Origin of the sequence: Pseudoalteromonas arctica A 37-1-2 (assembly GCF_000238395.3) — a bacterium.
Lineage (GTDB): Bacteria > Pseudomonadota > Gammaproteobacteria > Enterobacterales > Alteromonadaceae > Pseudoalteromonas > Pseudoalteromonas arctica.
Genome location: NZ_CP011025.1, coordinates 2,333,895 through 2,359,934, shown reverse-complemented (window position 1 = coordinate 2,359,934; position 26,040 = coordinate 2,333,895). Strand labels below are relative to the sequence as shown.

At 39.3% G+C, this 26,040-nt stretch carries 24 protein-coding genes; 18 read left to right on the top strand and 6 right to left on the bottom strand.

Annotated features, from left to right (window positions below; genetic code table 11):
- Positions 1-405 precede the first annotated feature (405 nt).
- Positions 406-3,654 carry a ribonuclease E gene (rne, locus tag PARC_RS10570; RefSeq protein ID WP_021032005.1) on the bottom strand — a complete coding sequence of 1,083 codons (3,249 nt, stop codon included), beginning with the start codon at positions 3,652-3,654 and terminating at the stop codon, positions 406-408.
- Positions 3,655-4,426: 772 nt separating this feature from the next.
- Between rne and rluC the strand changes: the two genes are divergently transcribed.
- Both rluC and PARC_RS10560 read left to right on the top strand, forming a co-directional pair.
- Positions 4,427-5,386, top strand: a complete 960-nt coding sequence (gene rluC / locus PARC_RS10565; RefSeq protein ID WP_010554171.1) for a 23S rRNA pseudouridine(955/2504/2580) synthase RluC — start codon at positions 4,427-4,429, stop codon at positions 5,384-5,386.
- Complete coding sequence (locus PARC_RS10560) at positions 5,383-6,045, top strand: HAD-IA family hydrolase (RefSeq protein ID WP_021032006.1); 663 nt, start codon at positions 5,383-5,385, stop codon at positions 6,043-6,045. Before rluC ends, PARC_RS10560 begins: the two co-directional genes overlap by 4 nt.
- A 1-nt stretch (position 6,046) precedes the next feature.
- Here the strand turns inward: PARC_RS10560 and PARC_RS10555 are convergent, their stop codons facing one another.
- Complete coding sequence (locus PARC_RS10555; RefSeq protein WP_010554173.1) at positions 6,047-6,643, bottom strand: Maf family protein; 597 nt, start codon at positions 6,641-6,643, stop codon at positions 6,047-6,049.
- A gap of 131 nt (positions 6,644-6,774) precedes the next feature.
- Here PARC_RS10555 and yceD point away from each other — a divergent pair, with 131 nt between their 5' ends.
- The 14 genes from yceD to PARC_RS10485 all read left to right on the top strand — a co-directional run bounded on the left by yceD (position 6,775) and on the right by PARC_RS10485 (position 18,711).
- Positions 6,775-7,299: a 23S rRNA accumulation protein YceD gene (yceD, locus tag PARC_RS10550; protein WP_007585727.1), complete on the top strand. Its 525-nt coding sequence runs from the start codon at positions 6,775-6,777 to the stop codon at positions 7,297-7,299.
- Positions 7,300-7,308: 9 nt separating this feature from the next.
- The gene (gene rpmF / locus PARC_RS10545) at positions 7,309-7,479 is read left to right on the top strand and encodes a 50S ribosomal protein L32 (RefSeq protein WP_002962381.1); all 171 of its coding nucleotides are present in this window, start codon (positions 7,309-7,311) and stop codon (positions 7,477-7,479) included.
- A 12-nt stretch (positions 7,480-7,491) separates the two neighbouring features.
- Positions 7,492-8,532 (top strand): phosphate acyltransferase PlsX, encoded by a 1,041-nt coding sequence (gene plsX / locus PARC_RS10540; RefSeq protein ID WP_007585728.1) that lies wholly within the window; start codon positions 7,492-7,494, stop codon positions 8,530-8,532.
- A 52-nt stretch (positions 8,533-8,584) separates the two neighbouring features.
- Positions 8,585-9,511 carry an ACP S-malonyltransferase gene (gene fabD, locus PARC_RS10535; protein ID WP_010554174.1) on the top strand — a complete coding sequence of 309 codons (927 nt, stop codon included), beginning with the start codon at positions 8,585-8,587 and terminating at the stop codon, positions 9,509-9,511.
- A gap of 11 nt (positions 9,512-9,522) precedes the next feature.
- The gene (gene fabG / locus PARC_RS10530; protein ID WP_007585730.1) at positions 9,523-10,269 is read left to right on the top strand and encodes a 3-oxoacyl-ACP reductase FabG; all 747 of its coding nucleotides are present in this window, start codon (positions 9,523-9,525) and stop codon (positions 10,267-10,269) included.
- Positions 10,270-10,519: 250 nt separating this feature from the next.
- Positions 10,520-10,756: an acyl carrier protein gene (acpP, locus tag PARC_RS10525; protein ID WP_002962377.1), complete on the top strand. Its 237-nt coding sequence runs from the start codon at positions 10,520-10,522 to the stop codon at positions 10,754-10,756.
- A 216-nt stretch (positions 10,757-10,972) separates the two neighbouring features.
- Entirely contained in the window at positions 10,973-12,211 is a 1,239-nt protein-coding gene (fabF, locus tag PARC_RS10520) for a beta-ketoacyl-ACP synthase II (RefSeq protein WP_007585731.1), read from the top strand.
- 59 nt (positions 12,212-12,270) lie between these two features.
- Positions 12,271-13,086 (top strand): aminodeoxychorismate lyase, encoded by an 816-nt coding sequence (pabC, locus tag PARC_RS10515; protein ID WP_010554175.1) that lies wholly within the window; start codon positions 12,271-12,273, stop codon positions 13,084-13,086.
- Complete coding sequence (mltG, locus tag PARC_RS10510) at positions 13,080-14,066, top strand: endolytic transglycosylase MltG (RefSeq protein WP_010554176.1); 987 nt, start codon at positions 13,080-13,082, stop codon at positions 14,064-14,066. The genes pabC and mltG overlap by 7 nt, the downstream gene beginning before the upstream one ends.
- A 5-nt stretch (positions 14,067-14,071) precedes the next feature.
- On the top strand, positions 14,072-14,698 hold the full coding sequence (tmk, locus tag PARC_RS10505; RefSeq protein ID WP_007585737.1) for a dTMP kinase: 627 nt from the start codon (positions 14,072-14,074) through the stop codon (positions 14,696-14,698).
- Between the two features lies 1 nt (position 14,699).
- Entirely contained in the window at positions 14,700-15,614 is a 915-nt protein-coding gene (locus PARC_RS10500; protein ID WP_010554177.1) for a DNA polymerase III subunit, read from the top strand.
- Between the two features lie 11 nt (positions 15,615-15,625).
- Entirely contained in the window at positions 15,626-15,952 is a 327-nt protein-coding gene (locus PARC_RS10495; protein WP_002962367.1) for a PilZ domain-containing protein, read from the top strand.
- A gap of 115 nt (positions 15,953-16,067) precedes the next feature.
- Complete coding sequence (locus tag PARC_RS10490) at positions 16,068-16,847, top strand: TatD family hydrolase (protein WP_010554178.1); 780 nt, start codon at positions 16,068-16,070, stop codon at positions 16,845-16,847.
- 4 nt (positions 16,848-16,851) lie between these two features.
- Positions 16,852-18,711: an alkaline phosphatase D family protein gene (locus PARC_RS10485; protein WP_010554179.1), complete on the top strand. Its 1,860-nt coding sequence runs from the start codon at positions 16,852-16,854 to the stop codon at positions 18,709-18,711.
- Positions 18,712-18,990: 279 nt separating this feature from the next.
- Here the strand turns inward: PARC_RS10485 and PARC_RS10480 are convergent, their stop codons facing one another.
- The 4 genes from PARC_RS10480 to PARC_RS10465 all read right to left on the bottom strand — a co-directional run bounded on the left by PARC_RS10480 (position 18,991) and on the right by PARC_RS10465 (position 23,664).
- Entirely contained in the window at positions 18,991-20,307 is a 1,317-nt protein-coding gene (locus PARC_RS10480) for an O-antigen ligase family protein (RefSeq protein WP_010554180.1), read from the bottom strand.
- A 99-nt stretch (positions 20,308-20,406) separates the two neighbouring features.
- A complete protein-coding gene (locus tag PARC_RS10475) occupies positions 20,407-20,958 on the bottom strand; it encodes a hypothetical protein (protein ID WP_010554181.1) in 552 nt (183 codons plus the stop codon).
- 23 nt (positions 20,959-20,981) lie between these two features.
- Positions 20,982-22,985 carry a bifunctional diguanylate cyclase/phosphodiesterase gene (locus tag PARC_RS10470; protein WP_010554182.1) on the bottom strand — a complete coding sequence of 668 codons (2,004 nt, stop codon included), beginning with the start codon at positions 22,983-22,985 and terminating at the stop codon, positions 20,982-20,984.
- A complete protein-coding gene (locus PARC_RS10465) occupies positions 22,969-23,664 on the bottom strand; it encodes a transglutaminase-like cysteine peptidase (protein ID WP_010554183.1) in 696 nt (231 codons plus the stop codon). Before PARC_RS10465 ends, PARC_RS10470 begins: the two co-directional genes overlap by 17 nt.
- Positions 23,665-23,956: 292 nt before the next feature.
- Here PARC_RS10465 and galU point away from each other — a divergent pair, with 292 nt between their 5' ends.
- Positions 23,957-24,856: a UTP--glucose-1-phosphate uridylyltransferase GalU gene (galU, locus tag PARC_RS10460; protein ID WP_010554184.1), complete on the top strand. Its 900-nt coding sequence runs from the start codon at positions 23,957-23,959 to the stop codon at positions 24,854-24,856.
- Positions 24,857-24,886: 30 nt separating this feature from the next.
- The gene (gene wecB, locus PARC_RS10455; protein WP_010554185.1) at positions 24,887-26,023 is read left to right on the top strand and encodes a non-hydrolyzing UDP-N-acetylglucosamine 2-epimerase; all 1,137 of its coding nucleotides are present in this window, start codon (positions 24,887-24,889) and stop codon (positions 26,021-26,023) included.
- The last annotated feature ends 17 nt before the right edge of the window (positions 26,024-26,040 follow it).

Sequence of the window (26,040 nt, the reverse complement as noted above, 5' to 3'; positions counted from 1 at the left end):
CTACGGCGCAGTATTAAATACTAGGCGTAAAGGCAAGCTCACTGACTTCGATGTGATAAATGATAGCTAATCATTTATCAATGAGAGATACAAGGCGTGAAGCTTGCTTACGCGAGAAGCACCGCATCTGTTTATTTAATTTCTTTGCTAACAAAACAACTTAAAGATCTATTTCACAAAGAGAAGTGAAAGAGGAGTAAATGAGAAAACACAAGCGATGGTTTATTAGCGGAGCTTTTTCAATTTAGCTTTATTGTTACCTCTAAAAGCGCAGCGTCTTTTAACCTCTTTGTGAACAAATCGCTTATTATGGGCGTGAAGAAACTTTAATAATTATTCAAAGCATGTAAACAAAAAAGCCCCGCTATTTATTAAATAGCGGGGCTTTTTAATAAGTGTTAGTTATTAATCAACACTCAATGTTTTAGTCATTGCAGAACTTGCACGACCAGCAGGTTTGATAGAACCCGCACGTAAACCACTGTCTGGTACTAGTTCACGTTTATCGTGAGCCATTGCTACAGATGTATGTTTTACTTCGCTATCAGCTACAGGAGTAGGCTGTGCCATTGGCGCACTTGCAGACCCTTGAGTAACCGCTGTTTTAACATGCGGTGCTGATTTTTCAGTTTTCACTTTTGCTTCAACTTTAGCTGGCTCTTCTGTTACTACTGGCGTTTCAACTTTAGCTGGCTCTTCAGTTACTACTGGCGTTTCAACTTTAGCTGGCTCTTCAGTTACTACTGGCGTTTCAACTTTAGCTGGCTCTTCAGTTACTACTGGAGTTTCAACTTTAGCTGGTTCTTCAGTTACTACTGGAGTTTCAACTTTAGCTGGCTCTTCAGTCACTACTGGCGTTTCAACTTTAGCTGGCTCTTCAGTTACTACTGGCGTTTCAACTTTAGCTGGCTCTTCAGTTACTACTGGCGTTTCAACTTTAGCTGGCTCTTCAGTTGCTACTGGAGCTTCAACTTTAGCTGGCTCTTCAGTTACTACAGGAGTTTCAACTTTAGCTGGCTCTTCAGTTGCTACTGGAGTTTCAACTTTAGCTGGCTCTTCTACAGCTTCAACTTTTGCTAAGTCTTCAACTGCAACGGCTTGTTCAATTTGCTGCGCTGCATCTACAGGTGTTTCTTCAGATTTAGCTTTAAGCTCTGCTTCATATTCTGCAGCAGCTTGATCAGCAACTGGAACAAATGCAGGGGCTTCGTCAGATTTAACTTCTGCTTCACCTTCAGGACGTCGACGACGTTGACCTGATGCACGAAGATGACGAGGAGAACGGCGTGAACGCGTACGTGTTTGCTCTTGCTCGTCTTCAGTCGTTGCTGCTTCATCGTTAGAATCAACAACGTCAACTTTCTCTTCTTTAATGTGAGCTGTTTTTTCTGCCGGAGCTTGTGTTTGCTTTTCTACAACAGGTGCTTGCTCTTGAACTTGTGGAGTGTCAGTAACTACCGCTTGTTCAGGTGTTTGCTCTGTTGAGTTAGCTTGCTCAGCGTTTTCATCTTGCAGACGTACTTTTTTACGTATGTTACGACGTTGACGGCGAACTTTAGGCTTTTGCTCTTTAGGCTCTACAGCTTGAGCTGGCTTAGAATCAGTTTCTACTTCTACTTCTGCTTTTACAGGAGCTTCAGTTTTAACTTGATCTTTTTCTTCGCTTTTATGCTCTGGGCGCTTACGAGAGTTAGGGTTACGACGACGCTTATTGCGGTTCTCGTTTCTCTCTTGAGTCTCGGTACTTGTTGCTGCTGGTGAGTCTGTTTTAACTTCCTCTTCAGCTGCAGGGCGCTCATTGCGTGGTTTATTAGTGCGCGGGTTATTATTACGACGACGTTGGTTGTTATTACGACGACGATTATCGTTACCACGGCGAGCGTTATTACGCGCTTCTTGCTGCTCTTTTTCTACAGCTTCTTTTTTCTCTTCTACTGTTTCGCTTGCAAATAACGATTTAAACCATTTAGTGATTGCTTCAAACAAGCCACCTTCAGTTTTAGTCTCTGTTACTACAGGTTGAGCTACTGGTGTAGGCGCTGCTTGTGGAGCCGATGTAGAAGGCATTACAACACCTTTTAGCATTGGCTCTTCACGTACTGGTGCACTTGGTGATTTTGACATCTCAAATGCTTCAGGTTCTGGCGCAACAACTTGTCCGTAACTTACCGTTTCAAGAGTTTCGTCTTTACGTAAACGCATAACTTCGTAATGTGGTGTTTCCATATGTTGATTAGGAATAATCACTACGTCACATTTATGATGTTTTTCAATGCGATGAACACTACGACGTTGCTCATTTAATAAATAAGCGGCAACGGCAACAGGCACTTGTGCATTTACTTGTGCTGTGTTGTCTTTAATTGCTTCTTCTTCAATTAAACGAAGAATAGAAAGTGCAATTGATTCGTTTGAACGAATAGTACCTTGTCCACTACAACGTGGGCATGGGCCTTGGCTTGCTTCACCTAATGAAGGACGCAAACGCTGACGCGACATTTCAAGTAAACCAAAGCGCGAGATTTTACCAATTTGAACACGAGCACGATCTGGACGAGCAGCATCTTTTAAACGATTCTCTACTTCACGCTGATGGCGTGGAGGCGTCATATCGATAAAGTCGATTACAATTAAACCGCCTAAGTCACGCAGACGTAATTGACGTGCAATCTCATCGGCCGCTTCTAAGTTAGTATTAAGTGCTGTTTCTTCAATATCGCCGCCTTTAGTTGCTTTAGACGAGTTGATATCGATAGACGTTAGTGCTTCAGTTGGGTCAATTACAATTGAACCACCAGAAGGCAGACGTACTTCACGCTGGAAGGCAGACTCAATTTGGCTTTCAATTTGGTAATGCGTAAATAAAGGAGTGTCGCCTTGATAAAGCTTAACACGGCTCATAAAGTCAGGACGAAAACGCTCAATGTGCGCTTTAGCTTCTTCAAAAACACGTGGTTTATCAATTAAAATTTCGCCAATATCACGACGTAAATAATCGCGTATCGCACGGAATATTACATTGCTTTCTTGGTGTATTAAAAATGGCGCTTTAGCACTATCGGCTGCTTGTCTAATTGCTTCCCAATGTACTAATAATGCTTTTAAATCGTAGTTTAATTCTTCAAACGATTTACCAACACCCGCTGTACGAACAATTAAGCCCATACCTTTAGGAAGTTCTAAACGACCCAATGCTTCTTTAAGTTCAGTACGTTCATCACCTTCAATGCGACGAGAAATACCGCCAGCACGTGGGTTGTTAGGCATAAGTACTAAGTAGCTACCAGCAACACTGATAAAAGTAGTTAACGCAGCGCCTTTTTGGCCACGCTCTTCTTTATCAACTTGTACTATAACTTCTTGACCTTCTTTGATCACGTCGCGAATGTTAGGGCGACCATGAAAAGTGTAACCTGCAGGGAAGTAAGTACGGGCAATTTCTTTTAAAGGAAGGAAACCATGGCGGTCAGCACCGTAATCAACAAATGCTGCTTCAAGAGATGGTTCAATGCGAGTGATTTTGCCTTTATAAATATTGGCTTTTTTCTGTTCGTGACCTGGGCTTTCGATATCTAAATCATAAAGGCGCTGGCCATCAACCAGTGCTACGCGCATTTCTTCTTGCTGCGTTGCATTGATTAGCATACGTTTCATATTGTTACTCTACTTATTTATGTCGCTGACATGACGATGTTTTTCTCGCCTGTTCAGTTGTCCCTATTTTTAGAATGTGCAGCCTCACGACTGGGTCTTTAACGGAACGGCTCTGTTTCTCGTATGCAGTATTTTAAATGCTGGCAAACAATAGCAATTATTATCGCTATTAGATTCTTAATGGTGCTAAAACTGTCGGCTTTTCAGCTACGTTTACAAGTTTTACCCAGAAGTCGGCCTGTCATATTAATCTTACTAAATATCATTCATATTAGGCGCGTAGGGCTCATTAAGTTGGTGAGCAATACATACTGATGTATCGCTAATATCCGTTTTAAGAGCAAAAATCGCTGCCGATGTTAATGAACGCTTATTTATTAGATTTTTTTAGTTCTAAATAAGCTGCTATACGGTACTACAATAATTGAGCTAGTGCTGAACGACGTTTTTTACGTCGTCACTATCAGACAAATTATCTGTTCATTGCTTTCTCTAGCACGTTAAAAATCGCTTCATGTTCAAACTTAAGCAGCAATATATTACGCGCATTGCCGTTAATTGATCGCACGTGTTAACTGAGGAGGCATAAAAGCTTTGGAAAACTTAACTCGGATCTGTATGATCGGCTACCCAGAATGTGCATCACGAATGTTTTAATGTGTTAAAAAGCACCGTTGTTATTTGCAAATACTAAATATTTGCGCTGCTGATTATCCCACTATTATTACAGTGTTAGCAACTAAATTATTTTACTTAAATTAGTGATTAGGCAATGTCAGAAAAAAACGACTTACAAGTAACTTATGTCACGATCAACGAAGACCATTTAGGTCAGCGTATTGATAACTTTCTTATTACCCATTTAAAAGGGGTGCCTAAAAGCGCTATTTATAAACTTTTGCGCAAAGGTGAGGTACGCGTTAATAAAAAGCGTATTAAGCCTGTATATAAACTACAGCTTGAAGATGTACTTCGTATTGCACCTATCAGGGTTGCTGAGCGTGAAGAATTTGTTCCATCAAAATTAGACAAAGTAACGCGCCTTGAAAACGATATTTTATTTGAAGATAAATACCTTATCGTAATAAATAAACCATCAGGTATGGCTGTTCATGGCGGCAGTGGTTTAAGTTATGGCTTAATTGAAGCTTTGCGGGCACTTCGCCCAGAGGAACGTAGCCTTGAGCTAGTTCATAGGCTTGACCGTGATACATCAGGTTGTTTACTTATAGCGAAGCGTCGTTCGGTGTTAACAGCATTGCATGAACAACTTCGCGAAAAAACAATGGAAAAAAATTACTGGGCACTTGTAGAAGGGCAGTGGGATTCTAAAACTAAAAACGTAACCGAAGGGCTGCGTAAAAATACACTTAAATCGGGCGAGCGCGTAGTACGCGTAGATAACACTGAGGGAAAACCTTCACATACTCGTTTTAAAGTACTTGAACGTTTTAACGATTGCTCACTTGTACAAGCATCGCCTGTTACAGGGCGTACGCATCAAATTCGTGTGCATACGCAATGTAAAGGTCACCCAATAGCGTGCGACGATAAATATGGCGATCAGGGTTTTGACGATTCTATGCGTAAAGTTGGGTTAAACCGATTGTTTTTACACGCACATGATTTAAGTTTTTATCACCCTAAAAACGAAACAACTATGCGTATTGAAGCACCGCTAGATAAAACGCTTAAAAATACATTACTAAAATTACGAGATGCAAAACTGTGATAAAAGTGACTCCAATTAAAAAATATAAGCTCGTCATTTTTGATTGGGACGGCACCATTATGGATTCAGTCACTAAAATAGTTAACTGTATTCGTAGTAGTGCTGAGTCACTTAATTTAGTGTCGCCTAGTGACGAAGCCATTAAAAATATTATTGGTATGTCGCTTGAAAAAGCAATTGACGTTTTATTTCCAGATAATGTAGCGCAGCACCAAGCGTTAATTTCAGGTTATAAATATCAATACAGTGTGGATACTACTCCCACGCCTGTATTTGCTAATGTTGTCAGCGTTTTAAATGCCTTAAAAGAGCAGGGCATTGTTTTAGCGGTTGCAACAGGTAAAGGTAGGGGTGGGTTAGAGCGTTTGCTTGAAAAAAGTCAATTGAGGCATTTTTTTAGTGCAACACGTACAAGCGATGAAGCGCAATCAAAGCCCTCTCCAGATATGTTGTATCAATTACTTGAAGAACTTGGCATAAGCGCTCAAGACGCTGTAATGATTGGCGACACTCAAATAGACATGACTATGGCAAAAGCTGCTGGCATGGATAGAATTGGCGTAACAATGGGTGTACATAACGCACAGCAGCTAAATGAGCTTAGCCCTGTTGCAACAGTAGATAATTATCTGCAGCTGCAACAGGTTTTGCTTGGCTAATTTACTTCCCTTGAGCAGTAAGTACATCAATACCAAACTCAGCCAGTAACTGGCTGAGTTTAATTAATGGTAATCCAATTAAGCTATTAGGATCGTCTCCGCTTAACTTTTCAAATAAACAGATACCCAACCCTTCACTTTTAAAGCTGCCAGCACAGTTATAAGGCTGCTCTGCGTCGCAATAAGCGCTAATTTGTGCATCACTGAGTATTTTAAACGACACATTAAAAGGTTCTACGCAGGTTTTTTTAGTGCCAGTAACAATATCGTAAACACAAAGCCCAGTTAAAAATGTTACAGTATTACCGCTAAATAAATTTAGTTGCTTTACGGCATTTTGCTTATTGTGTGGTTTACCTAAAATTTGATTATTGAACACAGCGACTTGGTCTGATCCAATAGCTAACCCTTTGTTAAAGTGTTTATTGGCTGCTGAGGCTTTTAATTCACTTAAACGCTTAACCAATTCGATAGGTGTTTCGCATTCAAGTGCTGATTCATCAACGTCTGGTGAAAACGTATCAAATGGTAAATTAAATTTTTGTAATAAAGACTGCCTAAAAGGCGAACTTGACGCTAAAATAAGTGGGTGCTTCACGGACTGTTTTCCTACGATAATTCAGATTGAGTTAGGATAAATCAGATCCGAGAGTAAAACACGTTAAAAACCACGTAAAAATGGTTTTTTACTTTGACTAACAAACTAACTATCTATATGATGCAGCCCCTATGCAAAAGGTGAAAATTCCCATCACTCTTCATCCAGGCAAAGCAGCGCAGCACCGTTTAAAGTATGACGGAATTGTACCGCTTGAAAAACTTACTCGTTTAGAGAAAGTTGTGCAGGAAGAAGTAGGTGAAATAGCGGTAAAAATACATTGCAAAAACGATGATCAAGGTTTCGCTGTGATTAGAGGCAATTTGTCCACACACGTTACTGTCATTTGTCAACGTTGTAATGGTGATTTAGGGTTGGATTTGGTTCAAGACTTTGCATATTCACCAGTAGGTGAAGATACAGAGTTAGATATTTTTCCAGAAGACTACGATGAAGTAGCGCTTGATGAAAATGGTGAAGTTAACGTTTTTAATTTAATTGAAGACGAACTGATTTTAGCAATTCCATTAGTAGCTACCCACAACGAAGCTTCATGCAGTTATTCAGCAAAGCCTGCCAGCTTTGGTGTATTAAAGGCGGAAGATGATAAACCTAATCCATTTGATATTTTGAAACAACTTAAGAAAGATTCTTAGGAGAAGACTATGGCTGTACAAAAAAGCAAAAAGTCTCGTGCAAGACGCGGCATGCGCCGTTCACACGATGCGATCAGTGGTCCAACTTTAACTGTAGATCAAACATCTGGTGAGACTCATCGTCGTCACCATGTGACTGCAGATGGTTACTACAAAGGCGTTCAAGTAATTTCTAAATAAGAGATTACTTATATGCTGAAAGATCTAACCATAGCGTTAGATATGATGGGGGGCGATTACGGCCCCCGTTCATCTATTCCTGCTGCCGTTTGTGCGGTAAATGCTCATGCCAATTTAACTCTCATTTTATGTGGCAATGAACACGTTATATCTAAAGAACTCGAATCTCTCGATTCTCTACCTCATCCTAGACTCATAATTCGTCACTGTAGTGAAATAGTCACTAATGCCTGTGAACCTGCAATTGCTGTGCGTTCAAAAAAAGACTCATCTATGCGTGTTGCCCTTGATTTAGTTAAATCGGGCGAGGCTCAAGCATGTGTTAGCTCAGGTAATACCGGCGCTCTATTTTTTATGGCTCACTATGTATTAAAAATGCTGCCAGGTGTTAAACGCGCTGCACTCATTTCATCTGTTCCTACAGAGCTTAAAAACCCAGTATATTTACTCGACTTAGGTGCTAATGTGCATTGTGATGCGCAAATGCTCTATCAGTTTGGCATTATGGGCTCTATAGTTGCTGGACAAGCACTTGGTTTGGATAATCCTCGCGTTAGTCTATTAAATATTGGCGCTGAGGACATTAAAGGCCACGATGACATTAAACAAGCTGCACAATTAATGCAGCAAAGCCCACACATAAATTATATTGGTTACAGCGAAGGAAGTGATATTTTTTCGGGTAAAGCCGATGTCATTGTATGCGAAGGGTTTGTTGGCAACGTAGCACTTAAAACATGTGAAGGCATTGCCAAGCTTATTATGAATAAGTTTACAACCGCACTCGAAAAGCACCTTTTATATAAATGTATGGCGTTTATATTGCGCCCAATAATAAAAAAACTCTATAAAAGGGTGAACCCCGACCAGTATAACGGTGCTTCTCTGGTAGGATTGCGCGGTATTGTCGTTAAAAGTCATGGAAATGCGTCAGCTAAAGCATTTCAAGCAGCAATTGATGAAGCGGTAAAAGAGGTTGAACGTCAACTTCCTGATAAAATAGCCGCTATTTTCGAAAAAACACATTCTAAAGACACGGCGGTTAATCAATAATTGATGTGCCGTGTATTTCATTATTTATTTGTTTAATTAAAAAGAGCAAAGTATGGCACAAAAAATTGCACTTCTATTCCCAGGTCAAGGCTCGCAAAGCGTTGGTATGTTACAAGAACTACTAGAGAGTTCTGACATTGTTAAAGCAACATTTGCAGAAGCGTCAAATGCACTGGGTTACGACTTAGCAGAGCTAGTTCTTAATGGCCCAGAAGAAAAATTAAATCAAACCCACCGCACACAACCTGCATTACTAACTGCAAGTGTTGCTATTTACCGTGATTGGTTAGCAGCTAACCCTGATGCAGACGTTGTTATGGCGGGTCACAGCTTAGGTGAATACTCAGCGTTAGTATGTAGCGATGTATTAAGCTTGAGCGAAGCCGTAAAGCTTGTTGAAAACCGTGGTTTATACATGCAAGAAGCCGTGCCAGCAGGCGTAGGTTCAATGGCTGCTATTATTGGCTTAGGCGATGAAGAAATTAAAGCGGCGTGTGCTGCCTCAGCGCAAGGTGAGGTTGTATCTCCAGTTAACTACAACTCTCCTGGTCAAGTTGTTATCGCAGGCCATAAAGCGGCAGTAGATAGAGCATCGCAAGCATGTAAAGATGCCGGTGCTAAACGTGCATTACCACTTTCTGTTAGCGTACCTTCACATTGTGAGTTAATGAAGCCAGCAGCTGACAAGCTAGAAGCAGACTTAGCCGCTTTAACATTTAATACACCTAAGTGTGATGTAATTAATAATGTTGATGTAAAAGCTGAAACGTCAGCTGATGCAATTAAAGACGCACTAGTACGTCAGCTATACAGCCCAGTTCGCTGGACAGAAACAGTACAAGCCTTGGTTGCGCAAGATGTAACACAAAGCTACGAATTTGGTCCTGGTAAAGTATTAACAGGACTTGCTAAACGAATTGATAAAGCGATGATCTGTGGCTCAGTAAACGACGCCGCTTCAATTGATGCAGCTAAATAAGAGTATATAAAATGTCTAATTTATTTTCATTAGAGGGCAAAATTGTCCTAATTACTGGCGCCAGCCGTGGTATTGGTAAAGCAATTGCAACAACATTAGTTGCACAAGGTGCAAAAGTTGCAGGTACTGCGACAAGTGAGTCGGGCGCTGCTAAAATCAGTGAATACCTAGGTGACAATGGTAAAGGTTATGCATTAAACGTAACCGATCCTGCATCTATTGAAGCAACACTTGCTGCAATAAAAGCTGATTTAGGCGATATTGACGTACTTGTAAATAACGCAGGTATTACACGCGATAACTTATTAATGCGTATGAAAGAAACTGAGTGGGACGATATTATCGACACTAATTTAAGCTCAGTTTTCCGTTTATCTAAAGCGGTACTTCGTCCAATGATGAAGAAAAAGAAAGGCCGTATTATTAACATTGGCTCAGTAGTGGGTACTATGGGTAATGCAGGTCAAGCTAATTATGCAGCGGCTAAAGCGGGTGTAATTGGTTTTTCTAAGTCACTTGCGCGCGAAGTTGCATCACGTGGTATTACCGTTAACGTAATCGCACCTGGTTTTATTCAAACAGACATGACTGATAATTTAACTGATGAGCAAAAAGCAGCAACACTTGCAAATGTTCCAGCAGGGCGTTTAGGCCAACCAGACGAAATTGCTGCTGCAGTATGTTATTTAGCATCTGACGCGGCTGCGTATGTATCAGGCGAAACTTTGCATGTAAATGGCGCGATGTACATGGTTTAATCGCCATTGTACCTAGATTGCTACTTGATAAAGTTAAGTAAGTTACCTCAAAAACATTGAATTATTTGTGAACTTGCTTTAAACATACTTGAAATCGCTGCGAAAATAAGCGATAAAAGACAAAACACACACTCAGAGGTTTGACCAGACAATTATTTATGGTCAAATCATTGAATCAGAGAATTATGCGGCGTAAACTACGCCGCAATCTGAAAATAACGCATTGGCGTTTTTAATAAAGGAAAGAAGAATGAGCGATATCCAAGAACGCGTAAAGAAAATTATCATTGAACAACTAGGTGTTAAAGAAGAAGAAGTTAAAAATGAATCTTCTTTCGTAGATGACCTAGGTGCAGATTCTCTTGATACTGTTGAACTAGTAATGGCTCTTGAAGAAGAGTTTGATACTGAGATCCCAGATGAAGAAGCTGAGAAGATCACTACAGTACAAACTGCTATCGATTACGTTACAGCACACGCTGAGTAATTAATCGCACGTTAAAGGCAGCATCCGCTGCCTTTAATTTTTTATATCCAAACCACCTCAAAGTTCGTGATTCAAAACTTAAATCTCTATGCTCAATTTTAGCTAAAAATTAATTTTGATTGTGTTATGCGTTTTTAATCTATTTTGGGACTAGCACTTTGAGGTAGCTTGGGTATGATCATCCCCTTGTAAAATATCCCTTATTGGAGGCAAACCGTGGCTAAACGTCGAGTCGTCGTAACTGGCTTAGGAATGTTGACGCCGCTAGGTAATGATGTTCAATCAACCTGGCAAGGCTTATTAGATGGTAAAAGTGGCATTCAAACAATAACGCACTTTGATACATCAAAATTTGGTACTAAATTCGCTGGTTTAATAAATGATTTTGATGCAACTGCATACATGTCAGCGAAAGATACTAAAAAAATGGACTTGTTTATTCAGTACGGCATTGCAGCGGGTGTTCAAGCCTTTAAAGATTCAGGCCTTGAAATCACTGAGCAAAACGCAGCACGCATTGGTGTAGCTGTAGGTTCAGGTATTGGTGGGCTTACGTTAATTGAAGAAAACCACATTAAGCTATTAAATAGTGGTCCGCGCAAGTTATCGCCATTTTATGTGCCGTCTACCATTATTAATATGATCTCAGGTCATTTATCAATGATGCATGGACTTCGTGGTCCAAATATTTCAATTGTAACTGCCTGTACTACTGGTTTGCATAATATTGGCCATGCAGCTCGCATGATTGCCTACGGTGATGCAGATGCAATGGTTGCTGGCGGTGCAGAAAAAGCGTGTACCCCAATTGGTATGGGTGGCTTTAATGCTGCGCGTGCACTTTCAACACGTAACGACGATCCACAAGCGGCTTCTCGCCCTTGGGATAAAGACCGCGATGGCTTTGTGCTTTCTGACGGTGCTGGTGTTGTTGTAGTTGAAGAGTACGAACATGCTAAAGCTCGTGGCGCTAAAATTTATGCTGAGCTAGTAGGCTTTGGTATGAGCGGCGATGCGTACCACATGACATCACCACCAGAAGATGGTGCGGGTGCTGCACTTGCAATGCAAAACGCACTAAACGATGCGCAAGTAAACGCTGAGCAAATTGGTTACATTAACGCACACGGTACATCTACAAATGCAGGCGATAAAGCAGAAACTGCCGCTGTTAAGTCTATTTTTGGTAATGCAGCTAAAGATGTAATGGTAGGCTCGTCTAAATCGATGATGGGTCACTTGTTAGGTGCTGCAGGTTCAGTTGAATCGATTATTTCGATTTTATCGCTGACAGATCAAAAAGTGTCGCCAACTATCAACCTTGATAACCCAGACGAAGGGTGTGACTTAGATTATATTGCTCACACTGCACGTGATGCAAAGTTAGACTTTGCACTGTGTAACTCGTTCGGTTTTGGTGGTACTAATGGCTCGTTGCTATTTAAAAAGGTATAATCTTTTTTAACAACGAATCAAATTATAAGAGCTCAGTTGTTTAACTGGGCTTTTTTTATATGCCAAATAAAATGCAAACAATAATAGCAGCAGATCAAAACAGCACTTTAAGCACGCGTGACAGGGGCTTAAATTACGGTGATGGCTTTTTTACAACCGCTAAGGTTGTTGATGGGCAAGTACAGTATTGGGCTCATCATAAAGCGCGTTTGATTGAATGCGCACAGCGTTTGGGTTTTCCTGAGTTAGACTTTAATAGCCTTGAAAATCAAATTGCTTTGCATATAAACGCTGCACCACTAAACGTGCTTAAAATACTTGTAACGCGAGGCGAAGGCGGACGTGGTTATGGGCTGCCAAGTGAGTGTAATGTCACTATTTTATTGAGCGTGTTGGACTACCCTAGTAATTACGAAGCGCTTGTTAAAAAGGGTGTAAATCTCGAAATAAGCCCGATTAAATTAGCGGCACAGCCTTATTTAGCGGGCCTTAAAACATTAAACCGACTTGAACAAGTGCTAATTAAAAAAGCGATGCAAACGCAAAACTGCGATGATGTGTTAGTGCTTGATTACAATAACAATGTAATTGAAGCTTCAGCAGCTAATATTTTTGCGATTAAAAATAAGTGTGTGTTTACGCCATTGCTTGATGAGTGCGGAATAAAGGGCGTTTATCTACAATCGTTATGTGATAAATTGCCTGTTGAATTTAAACGCGTGAAAGTAGAAGATTTAACCCAAGCAGACGCCGTATTTGTGTGTAATAGCTTAATGGGAGCAGTACCTGTTAAAAGTATTGAGCAACAGGTATTTAATACAGACGACAGCCACGCATTACTAACTAGATTATTAGCCAAGGAGGCTGAGTGTTAAAAGTTATTTTATCGGTACTTTTTTTAGCTGTTATAACCACTGCTATTGGTTACCAGCAATTACAAGCAACAATAAATAGCCCGCTAAAAGTAGCGCAAAACACACAATTTGAAGTTAAGCATGGCACTGGCTTTAATAAGTTATGTCAGCAGTGGCAAGCTAATAACTGGGTAGAGAGTTGCTGGCGTTATCAAGTAATTGCCAAATTAGATCCCACACTTACCGACTTAAAAGCGGGCCTTTACGAGCTAACAGATGATAGCGTTATCAACAACGTAAAAAAAATTAATCAAGGCCAGCAAATCAACTTTAGTTTTACCATAATTGAAGGGCAAAACTTACGTGAAGTACTAAGTGCTATTAAAAAAGCCGATAATTTACAAAACGATTTAAAAAGTGATGAACTAAGTACACAAATACTGGGTAATAATACGCACTTAGAAGGCTGGTTATTCCCCGACACTTACCACTATCATAATAACGATACTGCAAGCAGTGTATTAAAACGTGCAGCACAAAAAATGCAGCAAACGTTAGACGGTGCTTGGCAGCAGCGCGCAGCTGAGCTCCCTTACAAAACAGCATATGAAGCACTTATAATGGCTTCAATTATTGAAAAAGAAACAGGCCTTGCCAGCGAGCGTCCGTTAATTGCATCAGCGTTTGTTAATCGATTAAACACCAATATGCGCCTACAGACCGATCCAACCGTAATATACGGATTAGGCGCTGATTTTGATGGCGATATTAAACGCAAAGATTTACGCGATTATACGCCTTACAATACGTATCGTATTAATGGTTTACCACCAACACCGATTGCAATGCCATCAAAAGCCGCTATTTTAGCTGCAGTTAATCCGCCACAAAGTGAATATGTTTACTTTGTATCAAAAGGCGATGGTAGCCACCAGTTTTCAACCACGTTAAAACAGCATAACGCAGCAGTTAAAACGTATATATTAAATAAAAAGAATTAATTTTTATGAAATCAAAATTTATAGTAATAGAAGGGCTAGAAGGCGCTGGTAAATCAACCGCTATTTCGTTATGCCAAGACTTTTTAAACAAACAAAAAATAGACTTCATTAACGTCCGCGAACCTGGCGGCACACCGCTTGCTGAATCGCTTCGCACGCTTGTAAAAGCAGAGCACGAAGAAGAAATTGCCTTTGAAACCGAGTTGCTTATTATGTACGCAGCACGTTCGCAATTAATGCACAATGTTATTACCCCAGCGCTTGATAAAGGCCAATGGGTACTTGCTGATCGTCATGACTTATCGTCTCAGGCGTATCAAGGTGGTGGGCGTGGTATTAGCTCAAATACATTAGCTTCACTTTCGTCAATGGTATTAAAGGGCTTAAAGCCTGATTTAACTATTTACCTTGATATTGACCCAGTGATAGGCCTTGAACGTGCAAAAGGACGTGGTGAGCTTGACCGTATTGAACAAGAAGCCATTGAGTTTTTTCAGCGTACACGTATGCGTTATGTTGAACTTGCTAATGACGACAACACAATTAAAACGGTTGATGCAAACCAAAGTATTGATAAAGTACATCGCGATATAACCAATGTACTGCATTCATTTTTTGAAGGCCTAAAATAATATGCCATTGCCGTGGCTACATGATACCCAAGCACGTTTAGCGCAAAGTTATCGTGCAGAGCGTTTTCATCATGCGCAATTATTTTGTGGGCCTGTTGGCGTAGGTAAGTTTGAGTTAAGTGATGAGCTTGGTAATGCTTTGTTATGCCAAAATATAGCTAAGCAGGTAGCTGCGCAAAACAGTATGCTAAAACCTTGCGGACACTGTAAAAGCTGCTTACTTACTCTTGCGGGTACTCACCCCGACAAGCGCTTAACGCAAGTTGATGGGCAAAGCATAGGCGTAGATGATATACGCGGCATTAGTGATTTTATGAATCACTCAGCAGCGCAAAATGGCAATAAAGTCGCGATAATCGAAAATTGCGAAAAAATGACCACAGCAGCAGCTAACGCATTATTAAAAACACTTGAAGAGCCAACTAATAGCCGCTTTTTAATATTAACTACAAGTCAACCAGCACAGCTCCCTGCAACTATTTTAAGTCGATGCGCTAAAAGTGACGTAAAAATAACAAATACAGCACTTGCTCAGCAATGGCTAGAGACATTAGATATACCTAACTATAGTTGGTTAGCACTTTTTTATAACCAACCGCTGCAAGTAAAGCATTGGCAACAGCAAGACCAGCTAAAAAATATTGATACACTGTATAAGTTTGCAACTGAGTTTAAACAAAGCCATAATTTCAAAGCGTTAGTCGATATAATAAATAAACAGCCTGAACTTGTTCGTATATTTACTTTGTTTTTAAGCGTGCAACTAAAGCAGCAATTACTGCAAGGCATGAGTTTTGACGTTTATCAAAGTGCGCAAAATGCATTAGGCGAGTTTTTACAAAATAACACACAAGTACTTGGCCTTAATTTACCGCTTGCTGTATCAAGATTAGCATACACATTGCGAAATTCTTAAAAGGATTAATCATGCAAGAACTACTAGTAGACATAGACGATTTAGACGAGTTATACCGTTGTTATATGCCTTACTTAAAAAAAGGTGGCTTATTTGTACGCACTAATATGCGTTACGAAGCAGGGCATTCATTAGCGCTTAGAGTTACTTTGCCCGATGCATTAGAAGATGACGTAGTAACAGGTAAGGTGTCGTGGATCACGCCACAAGGCGCACAGAGCTCTAACCCTCCAGGTATTGGTATTAGTTTTTTAGATGATAAAACAAACCTAAACGCTAAAATCGAAAAGCTGCTTGGGACTATGTTAAACTCAGGCGATCAAACATATACCATGTAGTTATAGGGTCGGTTTTTCATTGAGATTAACGCCACCCTATATTGGGTTCTTTTAATTGCTAACATAATAAATTAAAAGAACAAATTTAAACCCTGAACATATTACAGGCCTTATAGTGATTGTAGATTCTCATTGCCATTTAGACCGTCTTGATTTTGATAAATTAGACTTAAACCTTGACCAAGTTCTTGATAAAGCCCGTGCAAAGCAAATAGAGCACTTTTTATGTGTAAGCGTAACGCTTGATCAGTTTCCAAGCATGCTTGATAAAATTAAGCACTACGACGATGTTTCAGCCTCATGTGGTGTACATCCACTTGATCAAAAAGACGCCCTTAATAAACAGCAACTAATCGACTTAGCCTCACACGAAAAAGTCGTCGCTATTGGTGAAACGGGTCTTGATTACTACTATTCAAAAGATACTCACGCAGTGCAGCAAGCCAGTTTTGTTGGGCATATTGAAGTAGCTAACGAATTACAAAAACCGTTAATTATCCATACTCGTGATGCCCGCGCCGACACCATTAATTTAATGCGTGAGCACAAGGCCGAAAACTGCGGTGGTGTACTACATTGCTTTACTGAAGACTGGGATATGGCTAAAAAAGCGATAGACATGGGCTTTTATATATCTATTTCGGGCATTGTTACCTTTAAAAATGCATTAGAGCTAAAAGAAGTAGTAAAACAAATACCGCTAGATAGATTATTAATAGAAACCGACTCGCCTTATTTAGCACCGGTACCGTATCGTGGGCAAACTAATCAGCCAGCATACGTAGAAGACGTTGCTTACTACATTAGCGAACTTAAAGGCATTAGCTTTAATGAACTAGCTAAAGCGACTACCGAGAACTTTTATTCTTTATTTAAATTAGCAGCTAAAGGCTAAATACATGATTACTCACACGGCAAACCTTCCTATTTTACTAATGGGGCCAATGGTGCGCCGTGCAGAGCAAACTGGAGTCTGCATTCAGTTTGCTACCTCCAAACCTGCAAACTGCCAAATAAACTTATTAAATGTTGAGTGTTATAGCGATCAACACACTGTTTCTTTAGGGGATCATTTATACCTGCATTTCGTTATTATAAAGCCAATAGACAACAAACTCCCTGTAGGTAGCTTATTAAGCTATGAACTTGTAATTGACGATACAGCAATCGATTTATCGCCTTGGTGCTATAGCAATCAAACAACGCCTGCATTTGTAATTCCTAATAAACTGAGTGATATTTTGCATGGCTCGTGCCGTAATGCACATCACCCAGCAAAAGACAGCTTAGTGTCTGCAAGTCACTGGCAAAATACTCAGCGCGGTAATAATAACCAAGGCGCACAATTGTTATTACTGAGCGGTGATCAGGTTTATGCCGATGACGTAGCAGGGCCCATGTTATTAGCTGTTCATCAGTTAATTAAAGCCTTAGGTATTTATAAAGAGCAACCACTTGCCATTGAGCTACCCGCCGACATAAATGAGCAACTTTATAATCGCCATTTGTTCTTACCAAAAACGCCTTGGCAAAAACGCTCAAAGTTAGGTGTTGGTTATTGGCTAAAAAAAGACGAACCTCACTTTTCAAGTGTAAAAGCCTACAATCACCTTATCCATTTTGAAGAATACATAGCACTTTATTTATTAAATTTTAGTGCTGCTGCTTGGCAATGCGTTGAGATACAAAACACAACGTATTTAGGTCAAAGCGAGCAAAACAAAACTATTTTTAACGCTGAAAAAACAGCACTGATTGATTATGCAAAAGGCTTAAGTGAAGTAGAGCGGTTGTTTGCCAATGTATCTACATTAATGATGTTTGACGATCATGATGTAACCGATGATTGGAACCTCACCGCTGGGTGGGAGCAAGCTATAAATGAAAATCCAAGTAGTAAACGAATCATTAATAACGGTTTAATTAGTTATTGGCTTTTCCAAGGAATGGGGAACGATGCACTAGATAAAACAGGCGAGCTACTAACACCTTTTAAGCAAAGCCGTACAGCTAATAATTTATGGCAGTTTAAAGCATTTGATAAACCACTAAACGATTTTAGCTTTTGGCATTATGAGTTAACGACAATACCCAAAGTAGTGGTGCTAGATACGCGTACGCACCGCTGGCGAAATGAGCAAAACTTTAACGAGCCATCAGGTCTACTTGATTGGGAACGTCTCACAGAGCTTGAAGAAAGCCTATTAAGCCACGACCAAGTTATTATTGTATCGCCAGCCCCTGTATTTGGTGTTAAATCAATAGAAGCTATTCAAGCCATGTTTAACATATGTGGCCAACCGCTCATGGTTGACGTAGAAAACTGGATGGCGCACGAAGGCTCAGCCAAAAAGCTACTCGATACATTTAGACGAACCGACACCCCAAACGAAACCCTGATTTTATCGGGAGACGTACATTACTCATTTTGCTTTTCGGTGCAAAAGCGTTTTGGCGACCATCCCAATCGAATTTGGCAACTTACCGCCAGCGGTATTAAAAACGAGTTCCCGCGTAAATTAATAAACATACTCGATAAACTAGATTCAATTCTATACGGCCCAAAAAGTCCCTTAAACTTTTTTACTAAACGTTGGCACATGGAAGTAGATAAGCACCAAACCATAGGCGAAGGGCAAAAATACTTAGTAAGCGACTCAGCTATTAGCTTAATAACACTAGAGCAGGGGAATTTAGCCCGCTACCAACTTATACATGGTGAAGGGCATTTAACTGAGTTTGATTTAGAAGAACAGTAATTTTTAATCAATAATTAAAGGCCTATTTGCACAAAGAGAAGCAAAAGAGGAGTAAATGAGAAGACATAATACTAATAAAAACTGCGTTTGGTTTTTATTTCCTTCTCTAAAAGCGCAGCGCCTCTTAACCTCTTAGTGCATAAATTACTTATTACAGGCTTTGCTTACCACGCCAACAAGTTAACCGTAAATTGAAACTTGGCGGTAGACGCTGAGCTTGCTCGCGTGAGAAGCGCAGCTTCTAATCACTCTATATTAGGTAATTACTTGGCTTTGTATTTAACCATGCTCTTTTCTGCTTCGTTTAGACGCGGGTAATTTACTACTTAATATTGCCAAGCATAAAATAGTCATAAACAACATTGAGTTTGCTCCAGCTTGTAAAGAGTAATCTACCAACGAATGCAGCAGCATATCTATAATTGCAATGGCACAGCCAAAAGCAACGCCCTGAAACAACGCTGTTTTACGCTTTCGCATAGTCGCAACACATAACCATAAACAGTAGAGTATAAGTGAGCCCAGTGCAGCTGTAGTGGGTATACCCAGCTCTACTGCAAACTGTACGTAATCGTTATGGGCGTTATCGTAGTAACCTGAATAAGGCTCAGACTGATACGCCGGAAACGCAGTATAAAATGTACCACCACCAGAGCCCAACAAAGGTTTATCTAAAATGAGCGGTATTGAATCACGTACAACTTCGTCGCGGGTTTCTGATGAAATACTGGTTTCGCTTATACGCTGTTTAACTTTTTCTACATCAAATATAGCGCCAATAATAATTAAATCGATTATAAAAAAACTAACTATAAGTAGTTTAAACGCTTTAGGTTTTTGCCTGTAAATAAAAAACGCGAGTAAGCTAACAGCCATTAATGCAATAAAAAATGCAGAGTTACCCATACGGCTACGCGTTAAAATTAACGCAACAATAATAATAATTAACGAAATACGTAAAATTATTTTTGAGCTCAAAAATATTTCAGTCCACGCCCGAAGTGTTTGTTTTAATGTTTGTTTATAATCGCTAGTAGAGCGCTTTAATTCGCTAACTAAAGCACCAATACCTAAACACAAACATAAAGCTAAAAAGTTAGCCAAAAAGTTAGAGTAAGTAAACGTACCAATAGCACGGTCGGTATGTTTATAGCCAAATAACGGGCTAATTATATCTGGCGATAAATTTAAATAAGTGGCATATAAAGCCTGAAAAACGCCGGCACTTATAATTGCATATATTAAATTTTTAATACGCTTTTCAGTATTACAATAAATAAATAGTAGCCAACAAAATAAAATCATAAAACTTGTTTTAATAAGCATTTGTTTAGTTTGAAATGGGTCAACACCTACGGTAAATATTTGTACTGCGCATACGCCCGCAACTATACCGAGTACAGTAAATAAGGGCCAAGAATATAAAGGAGGGTATAAAGGGTGCTCGTTATTAATACTGCTGTAAACTAAATGGATGAAAAAGGTAGCACTAATTAATATCCCCATTGCTAAAATTGCCCAAGGGCGGTAACTACCTAATGGTAAGGGCAGCAAAAATAAAATAGCGCATAGTAAAAAAAATATAAAACGATTCACAGTATTCTCAAACAAGGAGCTAAAAGGTAGGAGCTTAAAGTAATGGGTCTAAAATAAAAACGCAGCCCAAAGGCCGCGTTATTATTATTTAGATAACTGTTAGTTGCCGACTTCAGATATACCTTCATCGCCACCTGTGCCGCCAGCACCTTGCGGTAGTGGGGTTGTTGGTAGGTTTACAATTACAGGGCCAGTTGGTGCTGTAGGCTCAGTTGGGCCAGCTGCAGTGGCCTCCGAAGCTATTGTGGCATCAACTCCAGCAGTAATCGCGGCAAGCGTTACTGCATCACTATCAACACCTGCAGTTACTAACGCAGCTAAAAAGTCTGAAATAAATGGACTATCTACGCCAATTGCGGCAATTACTGCATTCATTATTATATCAAGTTGTTCAGGCGAGCAAGTTCCATTAGCTATTGGGGAGTCTAAATCCAATGGAGCAGTGTTCTGACATAGTTGTTCAATAGCAGCAACTAATTTTTTTTGTAGTTCTTCAGAAGGTATATCTGCAGATGCATTATTTAAAATATTAATTAACGTATTAAGGTTATCAGTCTGTACTATTACATCATTGTCTGATTGTGCATAAACTGGAAACGTTGCAAATGCAGATACGCTAACAAATAAACTAGCAAATAAAAGTGATTTCATCTTGTGTCCCTTTAAGAAATTATCTAATTACAAAATTTTAGCGTATCGGTGCAAAAAGTAAACTCTTTATTTACGCCATTATTATTAGTTTTTAGTATTTTAGAGGGGGGCATTATTAAATTGCCCTGTACGCCATCGCAACCTAAACCTTCAAGTACCTTTAAAGTTTCAGGTTTTTCAATTAAACAAGCTAAAACTTTAATACCAAAGCCATGACAAATATTATTAACTGTTTGAATAAAAAATTGGCTTTGGGTGTTATCTAACAAATCTTGAATATAGCTACCATCTATTTTTATATATTCTATATCTAACCCTTGCAAGTATCTAAACGAGGTTAAACTAGTGCCAAAGTGTTCAACACACACACTTATGCCAATATCTTTTATTGTATCTATATGTAAAGAGGCAACATGTACGTTATAAAGTAAGCTAATTTCATGCAATTCAAAAACCAAGTTTGTTTTAATAATTGGTTTAGTGTGAGCATAAAGAGTAAGCCATTCAATAAAGTCAGTTGAATACAACGAAGCTTTACTAATATTTAACGCAAATGTATCGTCTGGGTGTTGCTCTTTAACATTTACAAAGTTACGAATTATTTTTTTGTCTAACTCTTCGGTTAAGTTAAGCTTTTCGGCCATAGCAAATAAATGGCCATTATTAACCTTTTCGCCTTCATGCGTAAAATGAGCAAACACTTCAAAGTAGCACTGCTTGTTTTCTGATTTAGTGCGTTTAACTGGCTGCACCGAAAAACTAACTTCACCAGTAGCAATAATTGATTGAATAAGCGAACGCCACTCTTTAACACTAAACAAAGTATCTTTATCTACTTTATTTACAGCCGAATCGCCAATAGTACAGCCAGTATCAAGCGCTGAAAGTACACTGCCAATAGATGAGCCTTTATCAACACTTACTAACGCTAAGTTAGCAAAACCATTTACGTGTAAGCTGTTTTTTTGTTTACTAAAAGCATCATTTATATCGAGGCGTGTTCTATTTAAAAATTGCATATCGAATGGTGCTAAAGCAATAAAAGTACTACCGTTAAGTCTAAATATTTTAGAATTAGTTAAAGCACCAATTACATTTTGCAAAGTAACGCTTACATCATGTACGTGCTCGTCACCATCTTGGTAACTTACAGTTTGGTTAATATTAGCAAGTGAGGGGAGAGTAATCATCATTGCAGTGATTGGAGTGTCGCTAGTAATGGTGTCAACCACTGAATTAAAGTGGTTCTCAAACGAACGGCGGTTACCCAGCCCTGTGAGTGAGTCTACATATACTTCATCGGTAAGTGCTTGTGTTTGCTTTGTTAAAGAGTCAAAGGTGCTTTGTAGGTTCATTACCATATTATTTATGGCTTTAGTTACAGTACGCAGCTCGCGCGCAACAGGTATTTCGTCGTTTAATGTAAAGCGTTTACGCGTTACCAGGTGAGCTTGGTTCTCTACTGCTTTTAAAGGTTTAAACACAGCACGTAATATCAAATATGCTACAGCAAGCGACGCTACTAATAATAATAAAGAACCATAAAAGCTGCGTTTAGTATGTTCCCATAGCGTTAAATACGATTGCCCAACATGGCTTGTTACTTCAAGCACTCCCGCCATGATCCAGCCATTGTTTAATTCTGATTGCATAGTAGGGGCGTTGAGCTTTACTGCTGTAATAAACCAATTAGGTACAGACTCAACGCGTTTTGGGCTTGTTAGGTTAAATACCACGTTACTATCGGCGTTAGTAAATTTTATTTGTTTGTAATAACCTGAGTCGAAAATAGCGGTTGCCATGGTTTGGGCAATCATTAAGCTATCTTCTTCAAGGTAGGGCGATATAGAAAGCCCTAAGCTTGTTGCTGTATCTTGCGCGTGGCTACCCATTTGCGTTTGTAAGTATTGGCGAGTGGTATCAACATCAGTAATTACGCGTACAAAAAATGAAAGTACCGAAATCAATATAATAAGGCCATATACTTGGGTTTTTAAACTCAATCCATTTTTAAAAAGTCGAGACATAACTCGGTGTTCCTTTATCACTTTTGGCGGGCGCAAGCTCACCTTGTTCAATTCGCTCTAGCATGGTGTTCCAGGCAGAAACACCACGGCTATTTTTTACTTTATTGCCTAACCCTTTTGATTTGGCTAACCATAAACCTTGGCCATTAAAACTATAGATAGGTGTTAAATCAGGGCGTTTATTAGCGGGTAGTAGTTTAGTATTAAAATTGCCTAAAACAAAGGGGATTTGATTAGGTGTCTCAATATATATAAGCACCATGTGAGGTTGATTAACTGTTTTTTGGCGTACATACATTAAACGAATTTTATCTTCAGGAACACCTAGCGCGATTAACGTAAAGTATTTAGCAATTACGTAGTCTTCGCAGTCACCCATGCCCACGCCTAAACTTTCAAGCGGAGTGGCCCAATAATCTTTTTGGTGCCAAAGTTCATCATCTGTTTTGTATTTAATGTGCTTATTAAAAAAGTCATTCACTAAATGTATTTTTTGCCATTCACTTTTATCAGCCGATTCATCAATAAAACTTAACCAGTTTTTAATGCGTTTATGGCCTTCATCACCATACTGTTTTTGAGCGTGCGCAATTATATCGCTATTGCGTAAATGCAAAAGCATATCTTGTGCGCATACAAAAAAAGACACTAATAATAAAATGCAAAACCCTAAACGCACAAATGTTCCTTTAAGTCTGTGTTCCCAAATAACTAAGCAAGCCTAGTATAGTATTGCTAGCTTTGAAAAGGTAGATCACCAAAAAGTATGAGGTAGTGAAATAGTGCGATGCAATCGAACTTAGTGCAACATAGCGTTAACAAAAAAACAATCAAAAAGTGCTCTTTAATTATTGAGTGCATTATTGTGTTGTGTATAATAGCAATTTCACAAGGCTCGTGAAGCGCTTAAAAGGGATTCAGCTTTAGTTATTCCTTTTTTTGCTGTTAGCAAAATAATGAAAGGAATTAAAATGAAAGTTTTAAAAGCAATATTACCTGTAGCAGGCCTTGGTACGCGTATGTTACCAGCCGCAAAAGCCATTCCTAAAGAAATGCTCCCTCTGGTAGATAAACCTTTAATTCAATACGTAATTAATGAAGCCGTAGCCGCTGGCATCAAAGAAATCGTCCTTGTTATACACGCCTCAAAAAACGCGATAGAAAACCATTTTGATACTAGCTTTGAGCTAGAAGCCACGCTAGATGCACGTGTAAAACGTAGTCTGCTAGAAGAGGTTCGTTCAATAGTACCAACAGATGTAACGGTAGTTTCTGTTCGCCAATCAGCACCACTAGGCTTAGGCCACGCGGTTTTAGCAGCGCGTCCAATTGTGGGTAATAGCCCATTTGCGATAATGCTACCCGATGTAATTATCGATAAATATAAATCAAATTCAAAAACTGACAATTTAAGCCAAATGATCGATCGATTCGATAAAACAGGCTTCAACCAGGTAATGGTAGAGCCAGTGCCTCAAGAGCAAGTGCATCAATATGGTGTGGTTGATTTAGCCGGTAAAAAAATAAACGCAGGCGAAAATGCTGCAATTAAAAACATGGTCGAAAAACCGAATAACGATAAAGCGCCAAGTAATTTAGCTATTACAGGGCGCTATGTTGTATCTACCGCTATCTGGGATTTGCTTGAATACACCCCACCAGGTGCGAGCGGTGAAATACAGCTTACTGATGCTTTATTACAATTATGCCACTTAGAAACACTAGAAGCCTACCACTTAAAAGGTAAATCACATGATTGTGGTTCTAGGTTAGGATATATGCTGGCTAATATTGAGTACGCAATGCAATCAAGCCACAGGGGTGAAGAGTTTACCGGGCGAGTTAAAGAATTACTTACTTCAAGTAATTAATAAATTAAATTATTTAAATTAAGGACAGTCATGGCTATTAAAATATTAAGTATTTTTGGTACGCGCCCTGAAGCAATTAAAATGGCGCCATTAGTAAAAGCATTAAACTTAGCTGATGGTATTGAAGCCAAAGTATGTGTTACAGCGCAGCATAGAGAAATGCTAGATCAAGTTTTAGACCTGTTCGAAATTGTACCAGAGTACGACTTAAACATAATGAAACCAGGCCAAAGTTTATACGATGTAACCACCAATATTCTTTTGGGCTTGAAACCTATTTTGGAAGAGTTTAAGCCAGACCTAATACTTGTTCATGGCGATACAAGTACAACACTTTCAGCAAGCTTGGCTGCTTTTTATCAGCAAATTCCGGTTGGGCATGTAGAAGCTGGCTTACGCACAGGTAATTTAGGGTCTCCTTGGCCAGAAGAAGGTAATCGTAAATTAACAGGTGCAATTACAAAACTTCACTTTGCACCAACCGATACTTCACAGCAAAACTTACTTAACGAAGGTGTTAATTCTAACGACATAGTTGTAACGGGTAACACCGTAATAGATGCACTATTACAAGTTGTTGATAAAGTAAAAACAGATGAAGTATTAATAAGTACACTAAAAGCAAAGTTTCCAGAATTAGACGAAAGTAAAAAGTTAATTTTAGTAACAGGCCACAGACGAGAAAGTTTTGGTGGTGGTTTTGAACGTATTTGCGAAGCACTAGCAGAAATAGCACTTGCACATCCAGAGGCGCAAGTACTTTACCCTATGCATTTAAACCCAAATGTACGTGAGCCTGTAAATCGTATTTTAAAAGACGTTAAAAACGTACAGCTTATAGAACCTCAAGACTACTTGCCATTTGTATACCTGATGAGTAAAGCCCACATAATAGTAACCGATTCAGGCGGCGTACAAGAAGAAGCACCAAGCTTAGGTAAACCTGTTTTAGTAATGCGCGATACAACTGAACGTCCAGAAGCAGTTGCTGCAGGTACAGTTAAATTAGTAGGCACCGATAAAAATCGAATTATAGCTGAAGTTAAAAACCTACTAACAAATCAAGCTGATTACCAAACAATGAGCCGAGCACATAATCCATATGGTGATGGGAAAGCGTGTGAGCGTATTATTTCAAAAATTAAACAACACTTTAACGTGCAATAAAACGTTTTTTAAAGGAT